The sequence below is a fragment of the Candidatus Phytoplasma ziziphi genome, assembly GCF_003640545.1.
GTDB classification, from domain to species: domain Bacteria; phylum Bacillota_I; class Bacilli_A; order Acholeplasmatales; family Acholeplasmataceae; genus Phytoplasma; species Phytoplasma ziziphi.
The window spans coordinates 583640-602940 of sequence record NZ_CP025121.1 but is presented as its reverse complement, the minus strand read 5'-3'; the positions used below and the strand labels follow the sequence as shown (position 1 = coordinate 602940).

Genomic DNA, 19301 nt, shown 5'->3' with positions numbered 1-19301 from the left:
AATACTTTTATATTTTTATTACTATATGGCGCCTACACTAGGGCTCGAACCTAGGACCCTCTGATTAACAGTCAGATGCTCTACCGACTGAGCTATATAGGCCTTTTATAAATAAAATGGTAGAGGATGAGGGACTTGAACCCCCGACTTTCTGCTTGTAAGGCAGACGCTCTCCCAACTGAGCTAATCCTCTTAAAGTAAACCTTGGCGAATCTTATTTTCGCTTTTGTAATCAAAAACTATCTTCAGGTTGAAAGGACTTAACTGCTGTATTCGGAATGGGAACAGGTGTTTCCCCTTTCATTAATTACCAAGGATCTTTCAAAACTAGATAAACATAACCTTTTTAATTCTTCATAAAATCAAAGTCAATGGATCTATTAGTACTAGTCAGCTTAAAAGATCACTCTTCTTACACCTCTAGCCTATCTACCTGATAGTCTTTCAGGGATCTCATAGGGAAATCTCATCTCAAAGGAGGCTTCACACTTAGATGCTTTCAGTGTTTATCCTTTCTATACATAGCTACTCAGCTATGGCTCTGGCGAACCAACTGAAACACCAGCGGTATATCCATCCCGGTCTTCTCATACTAGGGACAGCTCTTTTCAAATTTCCAACGCCCACGACGGATAGAGACCGAACTGTCTCACGACGTTCTGAACCCAGCTCGCGTTCCGCTTTAATGGGCGAACAGCCCAACCCTTGGAACCTTCTCCAGCTCCAGGATGCGATGAGCCGACATCGAGGTGCCAAACCGCTTCGTCGCTGTGAACGCTCGGAAGCGATAAGCCTGTTATCCCCAGGGTAGCTTTTATCCGTTGAGTTACGACCCTTCCATGCGGTATCGTAAGATCACTAAGTCCGACTTTCGTCTCTGCTCGACTTGTAGGTCTCGCAGTCAAGCTCCCTTATGCCTTTACGCTCTCTAAATGATTTCTGACCATTCTGAAGGAACCTTATGAACGCCTCCGTTACTCTTTAGGAGGCGACCGCCCCAGTCAAACTGCCCACCAAACACTGTCCCTCGTAATACACTTACGCAGGTTAGAACATAAAAAATTAAAGGGTGGTATCCCAAAGGTGACTCCCTTTAAACTGGCGTCTAAAGTTCTCCGTCTCCCACCTATTCTGTACATTAATTTCTCAAACTCAATATTAAGCTACAGTAAAGCTCCATGGGGTCTTTTCGTCCTGTCGCGGGTAATCGGCATTTTCACCGATAATTTGATTTCACCGAGACTCTTGTTGAGACAGCGCCCAAATCGTTATGCCTTTCGTGCGGGTCGGAATTTACCCGACAAGGAATTTCGCTACCTTAGGACCGTTATAGTTACGGCCGCCGTTCACTGGGACTTCAATTCAATGCTTCGGTTTAACCCTGACATCTCCTTTTAATCTTCCAGCACCGGGCAGGCATCAGCCCCTATACATCACCTCACGGTTTAGCAGAGACCTATGTTTTTGATAAACAGTCGCTTGGGCTTCTTTTCTGTGGCTTTTGCTTTTTACACAAAAGCTCTCCTTATCCCGAAGTTACGGAGCAATTTTGCCGAGTTCCTTAACAAGAGTTTTCTCGCGCGTCTTAGTATACTCTACCTACCCACCTGTGTCGGTTTGCGGTACAGGTAAAAAAACAATTAACCCTAGAAGCTTTTCTTGAAAGTATGACATCGGTCATCTTACCTTCGAATCTCATTTTTTGGAATAAGAAAACGGATTTACCTGTTCTCTCAAACTTGATCCTTCAACCCTAATCCATATAAAGGGCATGCCTAGCCTTCTTTGTCCCTCCATCAGTTGTTTTTTTAGTGCAGGAATATTCGCCTGCTTGCCATCGACTACGTATTTCTACCTCGCCTTAGGACCTGACTAACCCAGGGCGGACGAACCTTCCCCTGGAAACCTTGGGTTTTCGACGGATAGGATTCTCGCCTATCTTTTCGTTACTTACACCGGCATTCTCACTTCTGATCTCTCCACCACTGCTTCCGCTATGGCTTCACTGATATCAGAACGCTTCCCCTACCATATTTAACATTACGTTAATATCCGTAGCTTCGGTATAATGTTTGAGCCCCGATAAATTTTCGGTGCGAAGTCATTAGACTAGTGAGCTATTACGCACTCTTTAAAAGATGGCTGCTTCTAAGCCAACTTCCTAGCTGTTTTAACGTCTTCACTTCCTTTTCCACTTAACATTAATTTTGGGACCTTAGCTGACGGTCTGGGCTCTTTCCCTTTTGACTATGGACCTTATCACCCACAGTCTGACTGCTGATTGTTTTTTATGAAATTCGGAGTTTAATTAAGATCAGTACTTCGAGGTGAAGCCATCACTTATTTAGTGCTCTACCTTCATAAAAACTGTTAATCAACGCTAGCCCTAAAGCTATTTCGGGGAGAACCAGCTATCTCTGAGTTCGATTGGAATTTCACCCCTAGCCACAAGTCATCCAAACACTTTTCAACGTGTCCTGGTTCGGTCCTCCATTTAGGATTAACTAAACTTCAACCTGCTCATGGCTAGCTCACTTCAGTTTCGGGTCTATGACATACAACTAAACGCCCTTTTAAAACTCGCTTTCGCTACGGCTCCGTTCCTTAAAACTTAACCTTGCTCTATATCATAACTCGCCGGTTCATTCTGCAAAAGGCAAGCCATCACTCATTAACGAGCTCTGACTAATTGTAGGCATACAGTTTCAGGATCTATTTCACTCCCCTCTCGGGGTTCTTTTCACCTTTCCCTCACGGTACTAGTTCACTATCGGTCACTAAGAAGTATTTAGCCTTAGGAGATGGTCCTCCTGTCTTCCAACAAGATTTCTCGTGTCTCGCCGTACTTGTAGGATACTCTAGATAAAAAGTTTTCCCTTACAGGACTGTCACCTTCTTTGGTGTTTCTTTCCAGAAACTTCAAGTTGCTTTTTATTTTGTAACTAGTTAATAGTATCCAAGGCTCTTCCGCGTTCGTTCGTCACTACTAGCGGAATCGTTATTACTTTCTTTTCCTGCAGTTACTTAGATATTTCAGTTCACTGCGTTCCCTTTTTGATTTTACAATCAAAAAACTACAATTTTACTGTAGTAGGTTGCCCCATTCGGAAATTCATGGATCTTCATTTATTTACAACTCCCCATGATGTATCGCCGTTAATTGCGTCCTTCATCGGCTCTTAGTGCCAAGGCATTCACTGTACGCCCTTACTTTCTTCAACTTTAATTGAATTAAGCAAATCATGTTTATCTACTTTTCAAAGAACTTTCTTCGAAGTAAATAATTTCCTGATATAAAATTGGTGGGCCTAAGTGGACTCGAACCACCGACCTCACGCTTATCAGGCGTGTGCTCTAACCAACTGAGCTATAGGCCCTTTGGTCTTTTATATAAGAGAAACACTTTTTTTTGTAAAAAGAAAAACTTATATTTTAACCTAAGTCTTTCAAAACTGAAGATGATGATTTTTATATGTATGTCCTTAGAAAGGAGGTGATCCATCCTCACCTTCCGGTAAGGATACCTTGTTACGACTTAACCCCAATCATCAACCCTACCTTAGACAGCTCCCTCTTCTTGCGAAGTTAAGCCACTGCTTTCGGGTATTGCTAACTTTCGTGGTTTGACGGGCGGTGTGTACAAACCCCGAGAACGTATTCACCGCGACATGCTGATTCGCGATTACTAGCGATTCCAGCTTCATGAAGTCGAGTTGCAGACTTCAATCCGGACTAAGACTGTCTTTTTGAGATTGGCTAAAAACTCGCGTTTCAGCTACTCTTTGTAACAGCCATTGTATCACGTTTGTAGCCCAGATCATAAGGGGCATGATGATTTGACGTTATCCCCACCTTCCTCCAATGTTTAATTGGCAGTCTCGCTAAAGTCCCCACCATTACGTGCTGGTAACTAACGACAGGGGTTGCGTTCGTTTTAGGACTTAACCTAACATCTCACGACACGAACTGACGACAACCATGCACCACCTGTATCCCTGATAACCTCCACTATATTTCTATAGCTTCGCAGAGTATGTCAAGACCTGGTAAGGTTTTTCGTGTATCTTCGAATTAAACAACATGATCCACCGCTTGTGCGGAGTCCCGTCAATTCCTTTAAGTTTCATACTTGCGTACGTACTACTCAGGCGGAGTACTTAATGTGTTAACTTCAGTACCGAGTTGCCCCGACACTTAGTACTCATCGTTTACAGCGTGGACTACCAGGGTATCTAATCCTGTTTGCTCCCCACGCTTTCGTGCCTCAGCGTCAGTAAAGACCCAGCAAGCCGCCTACGCTTCTGGTGTTCCTCCATATATTTACACATTTTACCGCTACACATGGAATTCCGCTTGCCTCTATCTCACTCTAGTCAAGACAGTTTCTATAACAAGACAGCGTTAAGCACTGAAATTAAATTATAGACTTATCTAACCGCCTACGCACCCTTTACGCCCAATAATTCCGGATAACGCTCGCCCCCTATGTCTTACCGCGGCTGCTGGCACATAGTTAGCCGGGGCTTATTCATTGAATAACGTCAAGATAGTTTTTCCACTATTTTTTCTTCTTCAATAAAAGAACTTTACATACCGAAATACTTCATCGTTCACGCGGCGTCGCTCGGTCAGAGTTTCCTCCATTGCCGAAAATTCCCTACTGCTGCCTCCCGTAGGAGTTTGGGCCGTGTCTCAGTCCCAATGTGGCTGTTCAACCTCTCAGTCCAGCTACACATCATAATCTTGGTAAGCCTTTACCTCACCAACTAACTAATGTGGCGCAAGCCCCTCTTTAAGCATACCCTCCGAAGAAGGTCTTTTAAAAACAAAAAGATGCCTTTTTATTTCCTATCCAGTCTTAGCAACCGTTTCCGATTGTTATCCTCGTCTTAAAGGTAGGTTACTTACGTGTTACTCACCCGTTCGCCACTAAGACCTTTTGAGGGGTCTCCGTTCGACTTGCATGTATTAGGCGCGCCGCCAGCGTTCATCCTGAGCCAGGATCAAACTCTTGGTTTATAAAATTTTTGATATTTTAATAACAAAAATCTTGTTTTATTAATTAAAAATTAATATTAAAATATCATCTTCAGTTTTCAAAAACAAAAGTTTTTAAATAAAAATATTTTTTGCTGAAATCTTAAAAATAACAACACGTTTATTATAACATATAAAAAAATATTTTTTAAAAAAAGATCATTTTTTATTTAAAAAATTAAAAATTTTTTCAAAAGGGGCATCATCAATAAAATATTTCAATATATCAATGAATATTGGGAAATTATTAAGAATGTCTTTTTTAATTTGTGATTCAAAAACTCTTAAAACATATTCATTCAAAGGAATTAAAAAATTATTATCGACACCTATCTTTAATCTTTTGAATTGATTCGTATTTAATGTTTCTATAATATTTTTTATTCCATTATGTCCGCCATGCCCCCCTTTATGTTTTAATTTAAAATTACCAGCTTTTAAATAAATATCATCATATAAAACCAAAATATCTTGTGTATTAATTTTATATTTTTTAACAATTTTTTCTATAGCTGAACCGGAATTATTCATATAAATTTGAGGTTTTAATAATATAATTGATTTCTTATTTATTTGAGCATGATAAACCAAATTAAATAATTCTTTTTTTAATTTAAATGGAATTAAATTTTTTTTTAAATAATCTAAAAAAAAATCAACCATCATAAATCCTATGTTATGAGGAGTATTATTATAAATAATACCTGGATTTCCTAAACCGACAATAAGTTTCATTTTCTTTCCTTTACGTTAAAAAAATAAAAAAATTTAAACTATTGGTTTAAATTTTTTTTAACTTTTTTTCTATTATTAATAAATTTATAAATATAATCAAAAAATAATATTATAAAAATACAAGAAAATAAACAAATATAATATAAAATATTTTTTATTTCAGCTGTTCCAAAAAAAACATTTAATGTCTCAATTTTTCTTGAAATAAGAACAAATAAAAATAATTCACATAAAATACCGAAATATAAAAGAATATTCTTTTTTTTAGCAGTTTGCCAAAATTGAAGTTTGTCAGATCTGCAAGCGAAAACATTACCTATCTGAGCAAAAATAACAGCTCCAAAAGCCATGGTAGAAGCAAATTTAAAATTTTCATTTTTTGATACTTCTTCAAATCCTAGTTTTAAAGTTTTACCCGAAACAAAAGATAAGAAAAATACTAACGCTAAAATTCCTTCAACTAAGCCTAAAAAACCGTAACCTCTTTTTAATACTTTTTTATCTAATAAACGATCGTTTGCAGTAATAGGTTTTTTGTTTAATAAATCCTTATCAGGTTTTTCCGCTCCTAAAGCTATAGCAGGTATTAAATCAGTTATTAAATCTATAGCTAAAATTTGCATAACAGTTAAATAAAGAGGAGTTCCAAACATTGCCATAAATATAACAGGAAAAATTTGCGGAATATTAGAACTAAATACATAAGTTATAAATTTTTTAATATTATCATAAATACCACGAGCTTCTAAAAGAGCTTTAGGAATAGTAGAAAAGTTATCGTCTAATAAAATCATATCAGCTGCATTACGAGCGACGTCTTTACCAGATTTACCCATTGCAATACCAATATGAGCGGCTTTCATAGCTAAAATATCGTTAACTCCGTCTCCGATAACTCCTACTATTTCACCATTAGCACGATAAGCTTCTATAATTCTTAATTTATGTTGCGGAGTTGTGCGAGAGAAAAATATTGGTTTAGTAGTTTTTAAAATATCTTGTAATTCTTGTTTGGATATTTTATCAATTTTTTCACCATCTACATTTAAATATTGATCGCCTTTTGCGATGCCTACTTGCTTCCCAATTGCTATCGCTGTTGGTCCGTAGTCTCCTGTAATAACAGTAACTTTTAAACCGGCTTTATATAATTTTTCAATTGAATCACGTACTTCAATTTTAGGAGGATCATAATTTACTACAAAACCTAAAAAGACCATATCTTTTTCATCATAATTATCTGTTTCAGATTCTATTTTTTTATAAGCAATAGATAATAAACGGTAACCTTTGCTAGCTAATTCTTCATTATGATTAACAAAAACTTCTTTATCTTTTTGAGAAAATTCCATTACTTTTTTATTTTTATATTGAAATTTACAATCTTTTAATAAAACACTAGGAGCTCCTTTGATAAATAAATATCTTTCATTAGAATCATAATGTTTTTGAGATAAATTCTTAACTAAAACACTCATTTTTTTAGTTTCCGAAGAAAAAGGATTCATTTTTTCTACTTGAAAATTATTTCTAATTTCTTCTATGTCTAAATTATATTTACGAGCAGCGATTAAAAAAGAACCTTCTGTAGGACTACCTATTATTTGAAAATCTGTTTTATTAATAGGATCATTGATTAAATTAGCTTCCGAACACATTATAGCAGAAATAAATAATTTGCTTAAAACCTTATCATTTTTTACTCTATCTAAATTTTTAAATTCGCCTTTTTTATTAAAACCATTACCGGTAATATCAACATAACCTCCAGGAAATAATATTTTATGACAAGTTAATTTATTTTCTGTTAAAGTTCCTGTTTTATCAGTACAAATAACAGTAGTAGAATTTAATGTTTCAACTGAAAATAATTGTTTAATTAAAGCTTTTTGTTTGGCCATTCTTTGTGAACCGATAGCTAAACTTAAATTAATAGACGGCAATAATCCTTCTGGAATATTCGCTACTAACATGCCTAAAGCTACAATCATAGACTGTTTAAAAATATTTGTCCAAGTTTGATTTGAATCAGTACTATAACGCCATATACAAATTAAAAAAACTAACAAAGCCAAAGATGAAGCGATAATACTAATTACTTTGATAACTTTATGAATTTCTTTTTCAAGAGTGCTTATACCTTTATCGATATTTTGTACTAAATTAGAAACTTCTCCAATCTGAGTATTTCCAGCAATAGAATAAACAATAGCTTTGGCACTTCCTTGTGAAACAGTTGTTCCTGCGTATACCAAGTTAGGAATTTCAGAAATAACATCAATATTATTAATGTTAGGAGCACAAGTTCTATTTAAAGGAACGATTTCGCCCGTTAACATAGAATTATCAACATAAAAATTATTAGCCTCTACTAATCTAGCATCAGCAGGGATAACACTTCCTATATCTAAAAAAATTAAATCACCGATTGTTAAATTAATTACATCAATAAATTCTATTTTGCCATCGCGATAAACTTGAATTTTATTAGGTATCATACTTCCTAAAGAAGATAAAATCTTGCTAGCTTTACGTTCTTGAAAAAAAGAAAAAACACCATTAACAATAACAACCAAAATAATCGCTAAACCTACTGGTTTATCATTAATACAAAAAGCTAACAAACCCGCTGTCCATAATAAACAAGCAAACATAGAAGTAAAATGTTTGATAAATTGTTTAAAAATATTTGTATTTTTATTTGGTTTAATAACATTTAATCCATGAATAAGATATCTGTTTTTTACTTCTTGATTGTTTAAACCATTCTGATTTGTATTAAAATGTTTAAAAACTTCTTCCGAAGATAAACTACTTATTTTTAAAAGTTCTTTATTTTTCATTATTATTATCTAATTGCCTCTTTTTTTAAAAAAAACATAAATTTTTTAAAAAACAAAAAATTTATTTTGTATTAAAATATAAAAAATATTATTAAATAAATATTTTAAATATAAAAAAAATTAATCTTTATTATTATATAAAAAAATTAATAATTTCTTTTCAGATTCTATATCATAAAAAAATTATCGAAAATAACATTAACTTTAGATTTAGAGACAGTTTTTCAAACTATATAAGAAATGTTTTCATTAATAAACGTATTCAAATTAATTGATCAAAAAAATATTTTTTTTATTTTGTATTATTTTTATTTAATTTTTGATATTTATTTAAATATTTTTGATATTTTTCTCTTTCTAATTTGATTTTGTTAGGATTTGCTTTTTCTATAAATAACTTATTGCCTAAAATTGTTTCACTTCTCTTAATTTCTTTTAAAAGCATTTCTTTTTGTTGTTTTAAATTATCTTTAATAGCTGTATTATTAATATTTTGCCAATTTTTTTTATCTATCCAAATGGATATGTTTTTTTCAGAAAATAAACAAACATAATTATCATCTAAACTATTAATAATTTGAACTTTATTCACTTGAAAAAAAGTTTCTAAAACTGAACTAAAAATGTTTAACTCTTTATTTTTTTCCGAAATCATTTCGATATACAAAGTAAACAAATTATTTTTGTTAATTTTATGTAAATGTCTCCAATTACGAAATTGAATAATTAAAGTTTTTAAACTTTGGATATCATCTAAAGATTTTAAATCCGAATAATCAATTTTCGGCCAAGAAGAATGAACAATAGATTTTCCTAAAGTTAAATCTTCATAAATGGCATCAGTTACAAAAGGAATAAAAGGATGTAATAATTTTAAAATATTTTTCAAAATAAAAAATAAAAATTTTTGAGTATTTAAATATTCTTTTTCTTTTTTTAAAAAAACTTTTAAAAATTCTAAAAAGAAATTTCCGAATTCTTCCCAAATGAAGTGATATAACATTTCTCCTATAATATGAAATTCATATCTTTCATATAAAGAATCGATTTTTTTAATTAATTTCGAAAAATGAGTTAATAAAGCTTTTTCAGGAAATAATAAAAGTTCTTCATCAAAATCAATTTCTAAAGTTTTAATATTTAATTTAATTAAACGACTTATATTCCAAATTTTATTAATAAATTTCCAATTATTAATTATTTTTTGTTCATCATAACATAAATCAGAACCATTAGAAACATTTGTGGTTAAAAACCATCTTAAAGCGTCTGTCCCGTATTTATCAATAACTTCTTGCGGTGCGATCCCATTTCCTTTTGATTTAGACATTTTTTGCCCTTCAGAATCTCTTACTAAACCATGTAATAAAACATTTTTAAAAGGTTTTTTTTTGGTTAAATAAAAACTTTGAATAACCATCTTAGTAACCCAAAAGGTTAAAATATCATAACCAGTAACTAAAACATCTACTGGAAAACGTCTTTCAAAAAGAACATTATTTTCTCGATTCCAACCTAAAGTATTCAAAGGCCACAAAGAAGAAGAAAACCACGTGTCTAAAACATCCGTTTCTTGAACAAAACCATTTCCTGGATCTTCAACTTGAACTTTAATTTCTTCATTTTTATACCAAACAGGAATAGAATGACCCCACCATAATTGACGAGAGATACACCAATCTTCAACGTTTACTAACCAACTATTAAAAATTTTTAAAAATCTTTGAGGCAAAAAATTTATGTTATGTTTTTTTAAAACAAAAGAAGATAATTCTTTCATTTTCAAAAACCATTGTAAAGATAATCTTGGTTCGATCATAGATCCTGAAATGCTAGAAAAACCTACCATATGTTTATGTTCTTTTATCATAGAAACTAAATTAATTTTTTCTAAATCATTAATTAATTTTCGACGACATTCTAAAATACTTAAATTTTGATATTTTTCGGCTATTTCATTCATAATACCGTCTTCATTGATGCATAAAACAAATTTTAAATTATTTTTCTTCCCTATTTGAAAATCATTTTCATCATGAGCAGGAGTTATTTTTACCACTCCTGTTCCGAATTCCATATCAACAGATTCATCTTGAATTACAGAAATCATTCTATTAGTAAATGGTATTAAAACCTTTTTGCCAATCCAATCGCAATATCTTGAATCTTTAGGATTGACAGCTAAAGCTTGATCAGCAAAAATAGTTTCAGGTCTTGTAGTGGCGACTTCTAAAAAGAAATTAGAATCATTAAATAAAAAATATTTTAGATAAAAAAGTTTCCCTTTAATTTCTTGATAATTAACTTCTATATTAGATAAAGTCGTCTTCATCAAAGGATCCCAATTAATAATTTTATAATCGCGATAAATTAAATTATCTTTATATAATTTAATGAAAACTTTTTCCACTGTTTTAGTTAAAGGCGGATCTAAAGTAAATTTTTCATATTTATAATCTAAAAATAAACCTAATGAAGCCCATTGCTCACGAATAATTTTAGAATAATCTTCTTTCCATAAAGAAGCATATTTTAAAAAAATTTCTTTAGTTAAATTTTGGTCTAAAATTCCTTCTTCTCTGATTTTTTGTCTTATTTTATTTTGGGTCGCTATTCCTGCATGATCCATTCCAGGTAAAAAAAGAATATCATAACCTAACATTTTTTTTCTTCGAACTAAAATATCTTGTAAAGTATTATTCCAAGCATGTCCTAAATGAAGTTTTCCTGTAATATTCGGCGGGGGAATAACAATAGTGAAAACTTGTTTTGTTAAATTATTTTCGGTTCTAAAGTAATCTTTATTTAACCACTTTTGATATCTTCCTTTTTCTACTGTTTGAAAAGAATATTTGGTTTTCATAATATATTTTTTTATCCTATTTAAAATTAATTAAGCTCTTTTAAAATTTATTATATAAAATAAAAAACAATTTTAAGTATTTATAAAATAAAAAACAAAATTATTTATAAATCTATTTTAGAATAAATTAAATCCATAATATTATTTAATCCGTCTTTCGTTTTACAAGATAATAAATACATTGGTATTTCATTGTAACCTAATTGTTCAAAAATTTGTCGAATTTTTTTAAATCTGTTTATAACTTTATTGGACGAAACTTTATCTTTTTTATTTAAAATTAAATAAGGTGTGAAATGAGATTGTCTTAATAGTCGATATATTTCCATATCTAAAAAAGTAGGCCCTACTTTAAAATCTATAAATTGAAAAAGAATTTTAATATCCAAATTTTTTTGTAAAAAATTATTAATCATTTTAACAACACTTTTTTTAACTTGCAAACTTTTTTTCATGTAACCATAACCCGGAGAATCTACTAAATAAAAAGAATCATTTAATAAAAAATAATTTAAAGTAATTGTTTTACCAGGAGTTTTTGATACTAACGCCATTTTTTTATTATTAACTAAAGCATTAATAAATGAACTCTTGCCGACATTACTTCTTCCGATTAAAAAAATCTCTGATAGTTGAGGTAAGGGACGATATTTTAAATCAGTAATACTTTTTAAAAAAATGGAATTGTTAATCACTCGAATTTTTACCTTAATTTAAATATTTAAATATTTTTTGAATATATAAAATTTAATCAATATCAATAATTATATAATATATAACATCTCTTATAACTAATATATTAAAAAAAATAAATTTAATTTATTTTAAAAATAATTTATGCTAAAAAATTATTAAATAATTAATTTATATCAAATTTATAAAAATAAACAACATAGATAAATATATAATATTATTTTTTTGTAATTATCAAATTATTATTTATTTTGAAGTAATTCAAAAAAATTTTTGATTTCTAATTATTTTTATTTATTAAAAAATAAAATTTTTTAAATTATAAAAAAAATCGAACTTAAATAAGTTCGATTTTTATTTTTATATTTCATAAATTTGTGAAAAGTCGTAATATTTATATGAATGAATACTACTTGTCTGATGATTAATTTTTTTAATTCTTTGAGCTTCATTATTATATTTATAAGTACATAAAACAAAATTTCTTTTTTTAAATCCATTTATAAAACTAAAAAATTTATTTCTTCTTTTAAAAATATCGGCATAATAAATTTTATTAATTGTTTGCCCTTCGTCATTATAAACATAATGAAAAATACTTTTTTTTAAAGAATAATTTTCAAAAGAAAAAACTTTTATTTTAGCCATTAATTGGCCTTTTTTATTATATTTATATTTCGTTTGAAATTTATTTTTATGATCTCTCGAAATAATAATTTGATTTTGATCATTATATTCAAATGTTTTTAATAATTCATGATTTTTAAAATCATGTATCGAAACAATTTTATTTTCGTCGTCATATTTATAAATATGTATTTTATTTGTATCTGTATAATGTTTTTCTCTCATTTTTCCTCGATAATCATAATTATAAATAATTTCTATTCTATCTTTTAGATCATTATATCTCAAAACAGGTTTATAATTCCATGAACAATCTTTTTGGAAAATATTTTCATCATTATCTTTTATTTTGCCAAAAAAAGGAAAAACATTTTGATTTTCATGAACAGCGTATATTTTAAAAATATTATAATTAAAATAAATAAAAAATATAAGAATGACAAAAAATTTTAAAAAATATTTATGAGTTTTTTTTAGATGAGTTTTTTTTAGATTCGAGTACATATTTTCTTTCTAATTATTTTCTAAATTTATTTTAGAGATTATCCCTAAAATAAACCATCATAAGTATATATTAAAATAATCTTTTTAAGATATGAAAAAAATAAAAATCAATTTTAACTTGAAATTTATTCTTTATCAACAAAAAATTTTATTTTTTAAAAATTAAAAAATCAGGAAAAGAAAGATTATAAGAATTTGCTTTTATATTTAATTTCTGAATTCGATAAATATTTTTATTTGAATCGGATTGAGCATAAATATAAATCAAAATAAGCCTTAATATATCTTGATTAGTTTTCAAAATCATTTCTGAAGCTTTAAAAGAATTTTTTTTCTCTAAAAGTTCTTGAACGAAAACATTAATATTTTGAATATGAAAAAGATTTTTTTTATCTAAAAATAATCTTTTTTTTTCTTTCAAATTAAATTCTATTTCTTCCGGAATTGTTTGCAATGTAGATAAAGTTATTTCTTTTTTTGGAGCTCTTGGTTTATAAAAAGAAAATTCATCTAAATTTTTAATATTCCATAAATTAAAAAAAGAGGAACAATTTATTTTATCATCTAAAATTAATTTAATAGTATTGTTCAAAAGATTTTCTAAATTTTTTTTTCGATTGCTAAAAAATAAAATTTTATCACAAGCTGTCTGTAAATATTGTTCGTTCTTTTGATCTATAATTTGAATCAATTTATCTGTTGATGATAAATTTGTTTTAATTTCTTGAATTTGTTTTCGAATTAAATTATTGATATCTTCTTTGGAGTTCTTGTTTATATTTTTTATTTGTTCCTTCATTTGCTGAAAATAAACAGGATTCTTTTCTATTTCTTCGATAAAGAAATCAATTTGAATACAATATTTTAAAAAATTATCAGTTGTTTTTAAAATATAATAAGAAGAATCAAAAAAATTCTTTTTATAATCCGATAATAATTGTTCTAAAATATTTTGCAAATTATAATTAAAATTAATATTAATTAATTGATTATAAAATCTAAAAATATTAGATTTTAAAATTTTTAGTTTAGCAACAAGACTTTTTGTTTTTAAAATAGCTTCTTGAAAAGTAGTATACTTTTTTTCAGTAAGAAAAGATTTTAAAAGAGAATAAACACTATAAATATTTCCGATAGATTCCGAATTGATATGATTAAGAGTTTTTTTAAAAAAATAAATCATCTCTAAACTATAATCAAAAAAATTTAAATTAATAATATTATAACTAATTTTTTCTTCGCTTAACCAACCGTTTTTATTAAACAAAGCAATAACTCTTGAAGCTTTTTGTCGATTATTAGTAATTATTTCTTTTTCGTCTTCTTCTTGAAATAAAATTTCAGACTTTTCATCGAAATATTTTTCTAACACATTTAAAGCTATATTTTTATCAATATCAAAATTATCATCTTCATTAAATAATTCCTCTAAAAGAATAAGACAGTCAACATAAATATCTTTGTTGACAGACGACAATAATTGAAAAAAATTAGAAGGAATAATTTTAAATAAAAAAGACATATATTTACCTCCTTAAATATTTAAATTTTTAGAAATAAATAAAAAAATTAAAATGTAAAAAATAATTTTATATTTATTTCTAAAAAATATTATATATATTAAAAACGAGATAAAAATTTATCTCGTTTTATCAAATTTATCAGCAATCCAATTACCAATTAAATTTACAATTTGAACTAATAAAAATATGATTATAATATATGTTACAATTAGTTCTAATTGAGTAAATCCTGCTTTTTTAAAATTAAGATTACCGTTATTCCATCCATATGTATAAATTATACCACTTAACCCAGATTGACCTAAAATATGCAAAACACTAGAATAAGCTAATGAAGAAATAAAAAGCGAAACCAATTTTAATATTAAAAAGGATCTAGATTCTTTTAATAAAAAATATATAATAAATTGTTTTTTACTAGCTCCTAAGGTGTAAGCTGTTTGATAAATTTCCGGATTCATTTGTAAAAATATTTGTTCACAATTACGCGCAAACACAAAAATTAAAACAAAACTTAAACAAAAAAGAGCCGCTTTAAATCCATAATAGCATCTAAAATTAGGTCCTAAAAAATGATTAGTTATTAAAATAACTAACATCAAATATGGTGTAGAAAGAACAATATTAATTAAATTATTTATTAAAAAATAAGTTTTTGTTTTCTTTTTTATTTTTAATAAATATAAATATATAGCTAATAAAAAACCTAAAATAGAAGAAATAAAACAAGATAAAAAAGTTAATTTTACAGTTTCTAATAACCCTTCTAAAACTAAATAATTACTATTAGAAGAATCACTATTATGACTATAACTTAAAACTTTAAAAAAAGAAAAAAAGAAATTTTTCATAATTAATTATGTGAAATATTGATTAATTTTATTTGTTATTTTTTCTATCTCGTTAGAAGGTATAAAATCTCCGTTTTCATATTTTTGTTGAAAAAGATCAATTATTTTCTGTTTACTTAAAATTAATTTTAATTTTTTTATTAATTCGTCATCTTTATATTTTTCTTTTATTATCAAGGAAATTGTATTAGTTATAGCAAAATCATTAATTTCAGGTTTTGTGTATTTTTGAATAACATCTATTTCGCCATTTGAGACTCCTGCGACAGCGGGATAATTAATAAATAAATCATATTCATCGCTATTTTTAAATAATTGAACGCTGCTCAATAAAGTAACTCCTGATGGTATGCATATTTCTATATTTTTTGGAATATCAAAATCATTCTTGTCTAAAACATATTTTTTATCTTTTGTTTTTTGTTCAGTATCTTTTGCAATTTCTTTTCTCGATATAATTTTTAATTTTTCTAAAAAACGTAACATAATATTAATTTGAGCTTTATTATCACAAATCAAAATCTTTATTGGTTCGATTACTTGTTCTTTTATTCTCTCAAAATCTTCCCAATTTTTTATTTTATTTTTATTATTTCTGCGATTTTTGGTATTATATAATCCAATATGAGCCCAATATAAAGGGTGAACTGCCATTATTTTCGAATCAGAAAATTGTCCTGTATCATTCTCATCAATAGAATAAGGTAAATGAGAATCTAATTTAGCAATTACTTCATCATTCATTAATAATTTATGTGTTTGTGTATATTCATGAGGAATAAATTTTATGTCTAACTCCATATCTTTTTGTTGTAATTCATTTTTAATCTCATCTAATGTCAAAAAATCTTTTACATTAGGTAAAGCAGTAGCTATTTTTAATGTTTTTGTAGTGTTTTGTTCTTTTTTATTTATTAAAAACCACCACCCAAAAATAATCAAAACAATAATAATTAAAATAAAACCGATTTTTAAATACAAAAATTTTTGTATTTTATTCACTTTATTTTACCCAAACTATTTTTTATTTTTTTAAAAAAATTTCTTTATAAGACAACGATTTAAAATAATAAGAAGGTTTTAAATCTATAATTTGTTCTATTTGATTTTTATTCAAAATAGCAACCGAATTACATAAAGTTTGTATAACTGAACTATCATGAGAAATTATCACAATAGTCGTTTTTTTTATTTTATTTATTTTATAAAATAATTTTAAAATACTTTTGTTAACTGTTTCATCCAAAGATGAAGTAGGTTCGTCACAAAAAATAATTTTAGGATTATAAACTAAAGTCCTAGCAATAGCTGTCCTTTGTTTCTGACCTCCTGAAATTTGTTTAGGATATAATTCAATACAATCAGACAATCCCGCAAATTTTATAATTTCTAACACTTTTGTTTTAATTTCTTCTTTTGGATAATTTCTTATTTTTAAAGGTAAAGCTATATTATCAAAAACATTTAAATTAGATAAAAGATTAAAATTTTGCCAAATAGTACCACTTTCACGATAAGTAAAATTTTTAAAAATTTTAGTTTCTTTTCTTTTATCAGGTTGTTCTAAACCATTCATTATTTTTAATAAAGTAGTTTTACCAGAACCGGTTTTACCTACTAAACCGAAAATTTGTCCTTCAAAAATATTTAGATTTATTTTTTTTAAAATAGAAATATTTTTTTTATTCATTGAATAAGTTTTATAAAGATTTTCTATTCTCAACATTATTTCTAAAAATAATAAAGTCTTTCTTATTGAAATTTAAATAATATTTTATTTTTTTGTATTTTATTGAAATAAAATACAAAAAAATAAAATTCAAATAATTTAACTAACTATTTATTTTTTTATTGTATATTTATCATTTGTAATAATAATTTCCAAGGAATACTAGCGCATTTAAATCTGCCAGGAAAATCTTTAATCGTCTCAAAAACAAGTAATTCGTCATCTAATAATTGTGGATCAAAAATTTCATTTTTTAACATATTACAAAAATGTTTTATTTTTTTTATAGCTAATATTAAATCATTTTTTTTTAAGCAAATAGACATTAAAGAAGCAGAAGCTATTAAAATAGCGCATCCTTTAACTTCATATTTAATATCTACAATATTTTTATTTTCGAATTTCACTTGAAGAATTATTTCGTCACTACAAGAAATATTTTTTTCTTTCATAACACAATAATTAATGAGTTCATTATTTTTAATTAAACCTTTATTAGAAGGATTATGATAATGTTTAACTATTAAATCACGATATAATTGATTCATCTTTTTAAATAAAAAACCTTCCGCATATTCATTAAAATAAATCAAAAGAAAATCTCTATTTTTTTTAAAATTTAAAAATAATCAAAGCATTAATTTTATTTTTTTTCGTTAACAAAATATATTTAGAAAATAAAGCTATGTCAAAATCTAAAACATAATCTACTTTATCAATAGATTTATGAAAAATCTTAATAGATTTAGATATTATCAATGTTCTAGCTTGTTTTTTAGAATCAGCTAATTTTGTTTCTAATAAAGCATCAACTAAAGAAATTTCTTTTTCTTTAACTTCTATAAAAACTAAATGTTTTTTTAATAAAACAAAATCATTTTCATTTAGCGCTTTTGATTTATTAAAAAACAAAATATTATTAACTTCAAAACATTCTTTGAAAATTTCTTTTCCATGAACAAAAGAAACAACTTGTTTAGCTAATTCTTTTTGAGCTAACCTATAAGAAGGATTCATCTTGACTTCTTTTTCTAATTCTAAAATCTTATCTACTTCTAATAAGGTTAACATTTTCAAATGATTAATAACATTTTGGTCATCAACATTTAAAAAAAATTGATAAATTTGATAAGAAGTTGTTATTTTTTCATCTAACCAAATGACATTTTTTTCGCTTTTACCAATTTTAACTCCTTTATTATCTAATAAAAGAGACATACTCATTCCAAAAGGTTTTTCGGATGATTCATCAAATTTTTTTTTTCTAATCAATTCTAACCCAGCAGTAATATTCCCCCACTGATCAGAACCACCTAATTGTAAATTAACATTATATTTTTTATATAAAAAATAAAAATCTACAGCTTGTAAAATCATATAAGAAAATTCAGTATAAGAAATGCCTTTATCTAATCTTTTAGCTATTTTGTCTTTAGAAATCATATAATTAACATTAAAATATTTTCCGTAATCTCTTAAAAAATCAATAAGATTAATTTTAGATATCCATTCATAATTATCAACAAAAGTAACTTTATCTTCCGGTAAAATTTTCATTAATTGTTTTTTAATTTTAAAAAAATTTTTCTCAACATCTTCTAAAGATAATAATTTTCTTTCTTCTTTTTCTTTCGGATCGCCTATTAAAGAAGTAGCTCTCCCAAGTAAAATAAAAGGCTTATGTCCTTTCTTTTGCAATAATAAAATAGTTATAATTTGAACTAAATGACCAATAGTTAAAGAAATAGCTGTCGGATCAAAACCACAATAAAAATTAAGTTGCCCTTGGTTTAAAAGTTGTTCTAATTTTTTTTCATTGCTCAAATTTTTAATCAAATTACGCCATTTTAATTCTTGGAATAAAAACACAAAAAACCTCTTATCTATTTATATATT

The 19301-nt window shown here is 27.3% G+C and carries 11 protein-coding genes, 3 tRNA genes and 3 rRNA genes; all 17 read right to left on the bottom strand.

Annotated features, from left to right (window positions below; all coding sequences use genetic code 11):
- Positions 1 to 26: 26 nt before the first annotated feature.
- The 17 genes from CWO85_RS02915 to tyrS all read right to left on the bottom strand — a co-directional run bounded on the left by CWO85_RS02915 (position 27) and on the right by tyrS (position 19274).
- Positions 27 to 102 (bottom strand) — tRNA-Asn (locus CWO85_RS02915).
- 15 nt (positions 103 to 117) lie between these two features.
- A tRNA-Val gene (locus tag CWO85_RS02910) sits at positions 118 to 193 on the bottom strand.
- 8 nt (positions 194 to 201) lie between these two features.
- Positions 202 to 316 (bottom strand): 5S ribosomal RNA (rrf, locus tag CWO85_RS02905).
- A gap of 43 nt (positions 317 to 359) precedes the next feature.
- Positions 360 to 3221: ribosomal RNA gene (locus tag CWO85_RS02900) — 23S ribosomal RNA — on the bottom strand.
- A gap of 79 nt (positions 3222 to 3300) precedes the next feature.
- A tRNA-Ile gene (locus tag CWO85_RS02895) sits at positions 3301 to 3377 on the bottom strand.
- A 109-nt stretch (positions 3378 to 3486) separates the two neighbouring features.
- Positions 3487 to 5019, bottom strand: a 16S ribosomal RNA gene (locus tag CWO85_RS02890).
- Together the 16S, 23S and 5S rRNA genes with 3 tRNA genes alongside form the textbook arrangement of a ribosomal RNA operon.
- Positions 5020 to 5196: 177 nt before the next feature.
- Positions 5197 to 5772 (bottom strand): aminoacyl-tRNA hydrolase, encoded by a 576-nt coding sequence (gene pth / locus CWO85_RS02885; RefSeq protein ID WP_121464143.1) that lies wholly within the window; start codon positions 5770 to 5772, stop codon positions 5197 to 5199.
- 38 nt (positions 5773 to 5810) lie between these two features.
- Positions 5811 to 8615: a cation-translocating P-type ATPase gene (locus tag CWO85_RS02880; protein ID WP_201736611.1), complete on the bottom strand. Its 2805-nt coding sequence runs from the start codon at positions 8613 to 8615 to the stop codon at positions 5811 to 5813.
- 292 nt (positions 8616 to 8907) lie between these two features.
- The gene (locus CWO85_RS02875; RefSeq protein ID WP_121464141.1) at positions 8908 to 11478 is read right to left on the bottom strand and encodes a valine--tRNA ligase; all 2571 of its coding nucleotides are present in this window, start codon (positions 11476 to 11478) and stop codon (positions 8908 to 8910) included.
- 104 nt (positions 11479 to 11582) lie between these two features.
- Positions 11583 to 12173 (bottom strand): ribosome biogenesis GTP-binding protein YihA/YsxC, encoded by a 591-nt coding sequence (yihA, locus tag CWO85_RS02870; protein WP_121464140.1) that lies wholly within the window; start codon positions 12171 to 12173, stop codon positions 11583 to 11585.
- A gap of 358 nt (positions 12174 to 12531) precedes the next feature.
- Positions 12532 to 13302: a hypothetical protein gene (locus tag CWO85_RS02865; RefSeq protein WP_121464139.1), complete on the bottom strand. Its 771-nt coding sequence runs from the start codon at positions 13300 to 13302 to the stop codon at positions 12532 to 12534.
- 148 nt (positions 13303 to 13450) lie between these two features.
- Positions 13451 to 14824 (bottom strand): Wadjet anti-phage system protein JetA family protein, encoded by a 1374-nt coding sequence (locus tag CWO85_RS02860; RefSeq protein WP_121464138.1) that lies wholly within the window; start codon positions 14822 to 14824, stop codon positions 13451 to 13453.
- A gap of 117 nt (positions 14825 to 14941) precedes the next feature.
- Positions 14942 to 15676 (bottom strand): ABC transporter permease subunit, encoded by a 735-nt coding sequence (locus CWO85_RS02855; protein ID WP_121464137.1) that lies wholly within the window; start codon positions 15674 to 15676, stop codon positions 14942 to 14944.
- A gap of 6 nt (positions 15677 to 15682) precedes the next feature.
- The gene (locus CWO85_RS02850) at positions 15683 to 16678 is read right to left on the bottom strand and encodes a hypothetical protein (RefSeq protein WP_121464136.1); all 996 of its coding nucleotides are present in this window, start codon (positions 16676 to 16678) and stop codon (positions 15683 to 15685) included.
- A gap of 22 nt (positions 16679 to 16700) precedes the next feature.
- On the bottom strand, positions 16701 to 17366 hold the full coding sequence (locus CWO85_RS02845; protein WP_236628358.1) for an ATP-binding cassette domain-containing protein: 666 nt from the start codon (positions 17364 to 17366) through the stop codon (positions 16701 to 16703).
- 158 nt (positions 17367 to 17524) lie between these two features.
- A complete protein-coding gene (sufU, locus tag CWO85_RS02840; RefSeq protein WP_121464134.1) occupies positions 17525 to 17953 on the bottom strand; it encodes a Fe-S cluster assembly sulfur transfer protein SufU in 429 nt (142 codons plus the stop codon).
- A 64-nt stretch (positions 17954 to 18017) separates the two neighbouring features.
- Positions 18018 to 19274, bottom strand: coding sequence for a tyrosine--tRNA ligase (gene tyrS / locus CWO85_RS02835; RefSeq protein ID WP_121464133.1), 1257 nt, complete (start codon positions 19272 to 19274; stop codon positions 18018 to 18020).
- Positions 19275 to 19301: the final 27 nt, after the last annotated feature.

Coding starts and splice junctions, on each gene's coding strand:
- pth (WP_121464143.1), bottom strand. CDS start 5,772: ATGAAACTTATTGTCGGTTTAGGAAATCCAGGTATTATTTATAATAAT.
- CWO85_RS02880 (WP_201736611.1), bottom strand. CDS start 8,615: ATGAAAAATAAAGAACTTTTAAAAATAAGTAGTTTATCTTCGGAAGAA.
- CWO85_RS02875 (WP_121464141.1), bottom strand. CDS start 11,478: ATGAAAACCAAATATTCTTTTCAAACAGTAGAAAAAGGAAGATATCAA.
- CWO85_RS02865 (WP_121464139.1), bottom strand. CDS start 13,302: ATGTACTCGAATCTAAAAAAAACTCATCTAAAAAAAACTCATAAATAT.
- CWO85_RS02860 (WP_121464138.1), bottom strand. CDS start 14,824: ATGTCTTTTTTATTTAAAATTATTCCTTCTAATTTTTTTCAATTATTG.
- CWO85_RS02855 (WP_121464137.1), bottom strand. CDS start 15,676: ATGAAAAATTTCTTTTTTTCTTTTTTTAAAGTTTTAAGTTATAGTCAT.
- CWO85_RS02845 (WP_236628358.1), bottom strand. CDS start 17,366: ATGAATAAAAAAAATATTTCTATTTTAAAAAAAATAAATCTAAATATT.
- sufU (WP_121464134.1), bottom strand. CDS start 17,953: ATGAATCAATTATATCGTGATTTAATAGTTAAACATTATCATAATCCT.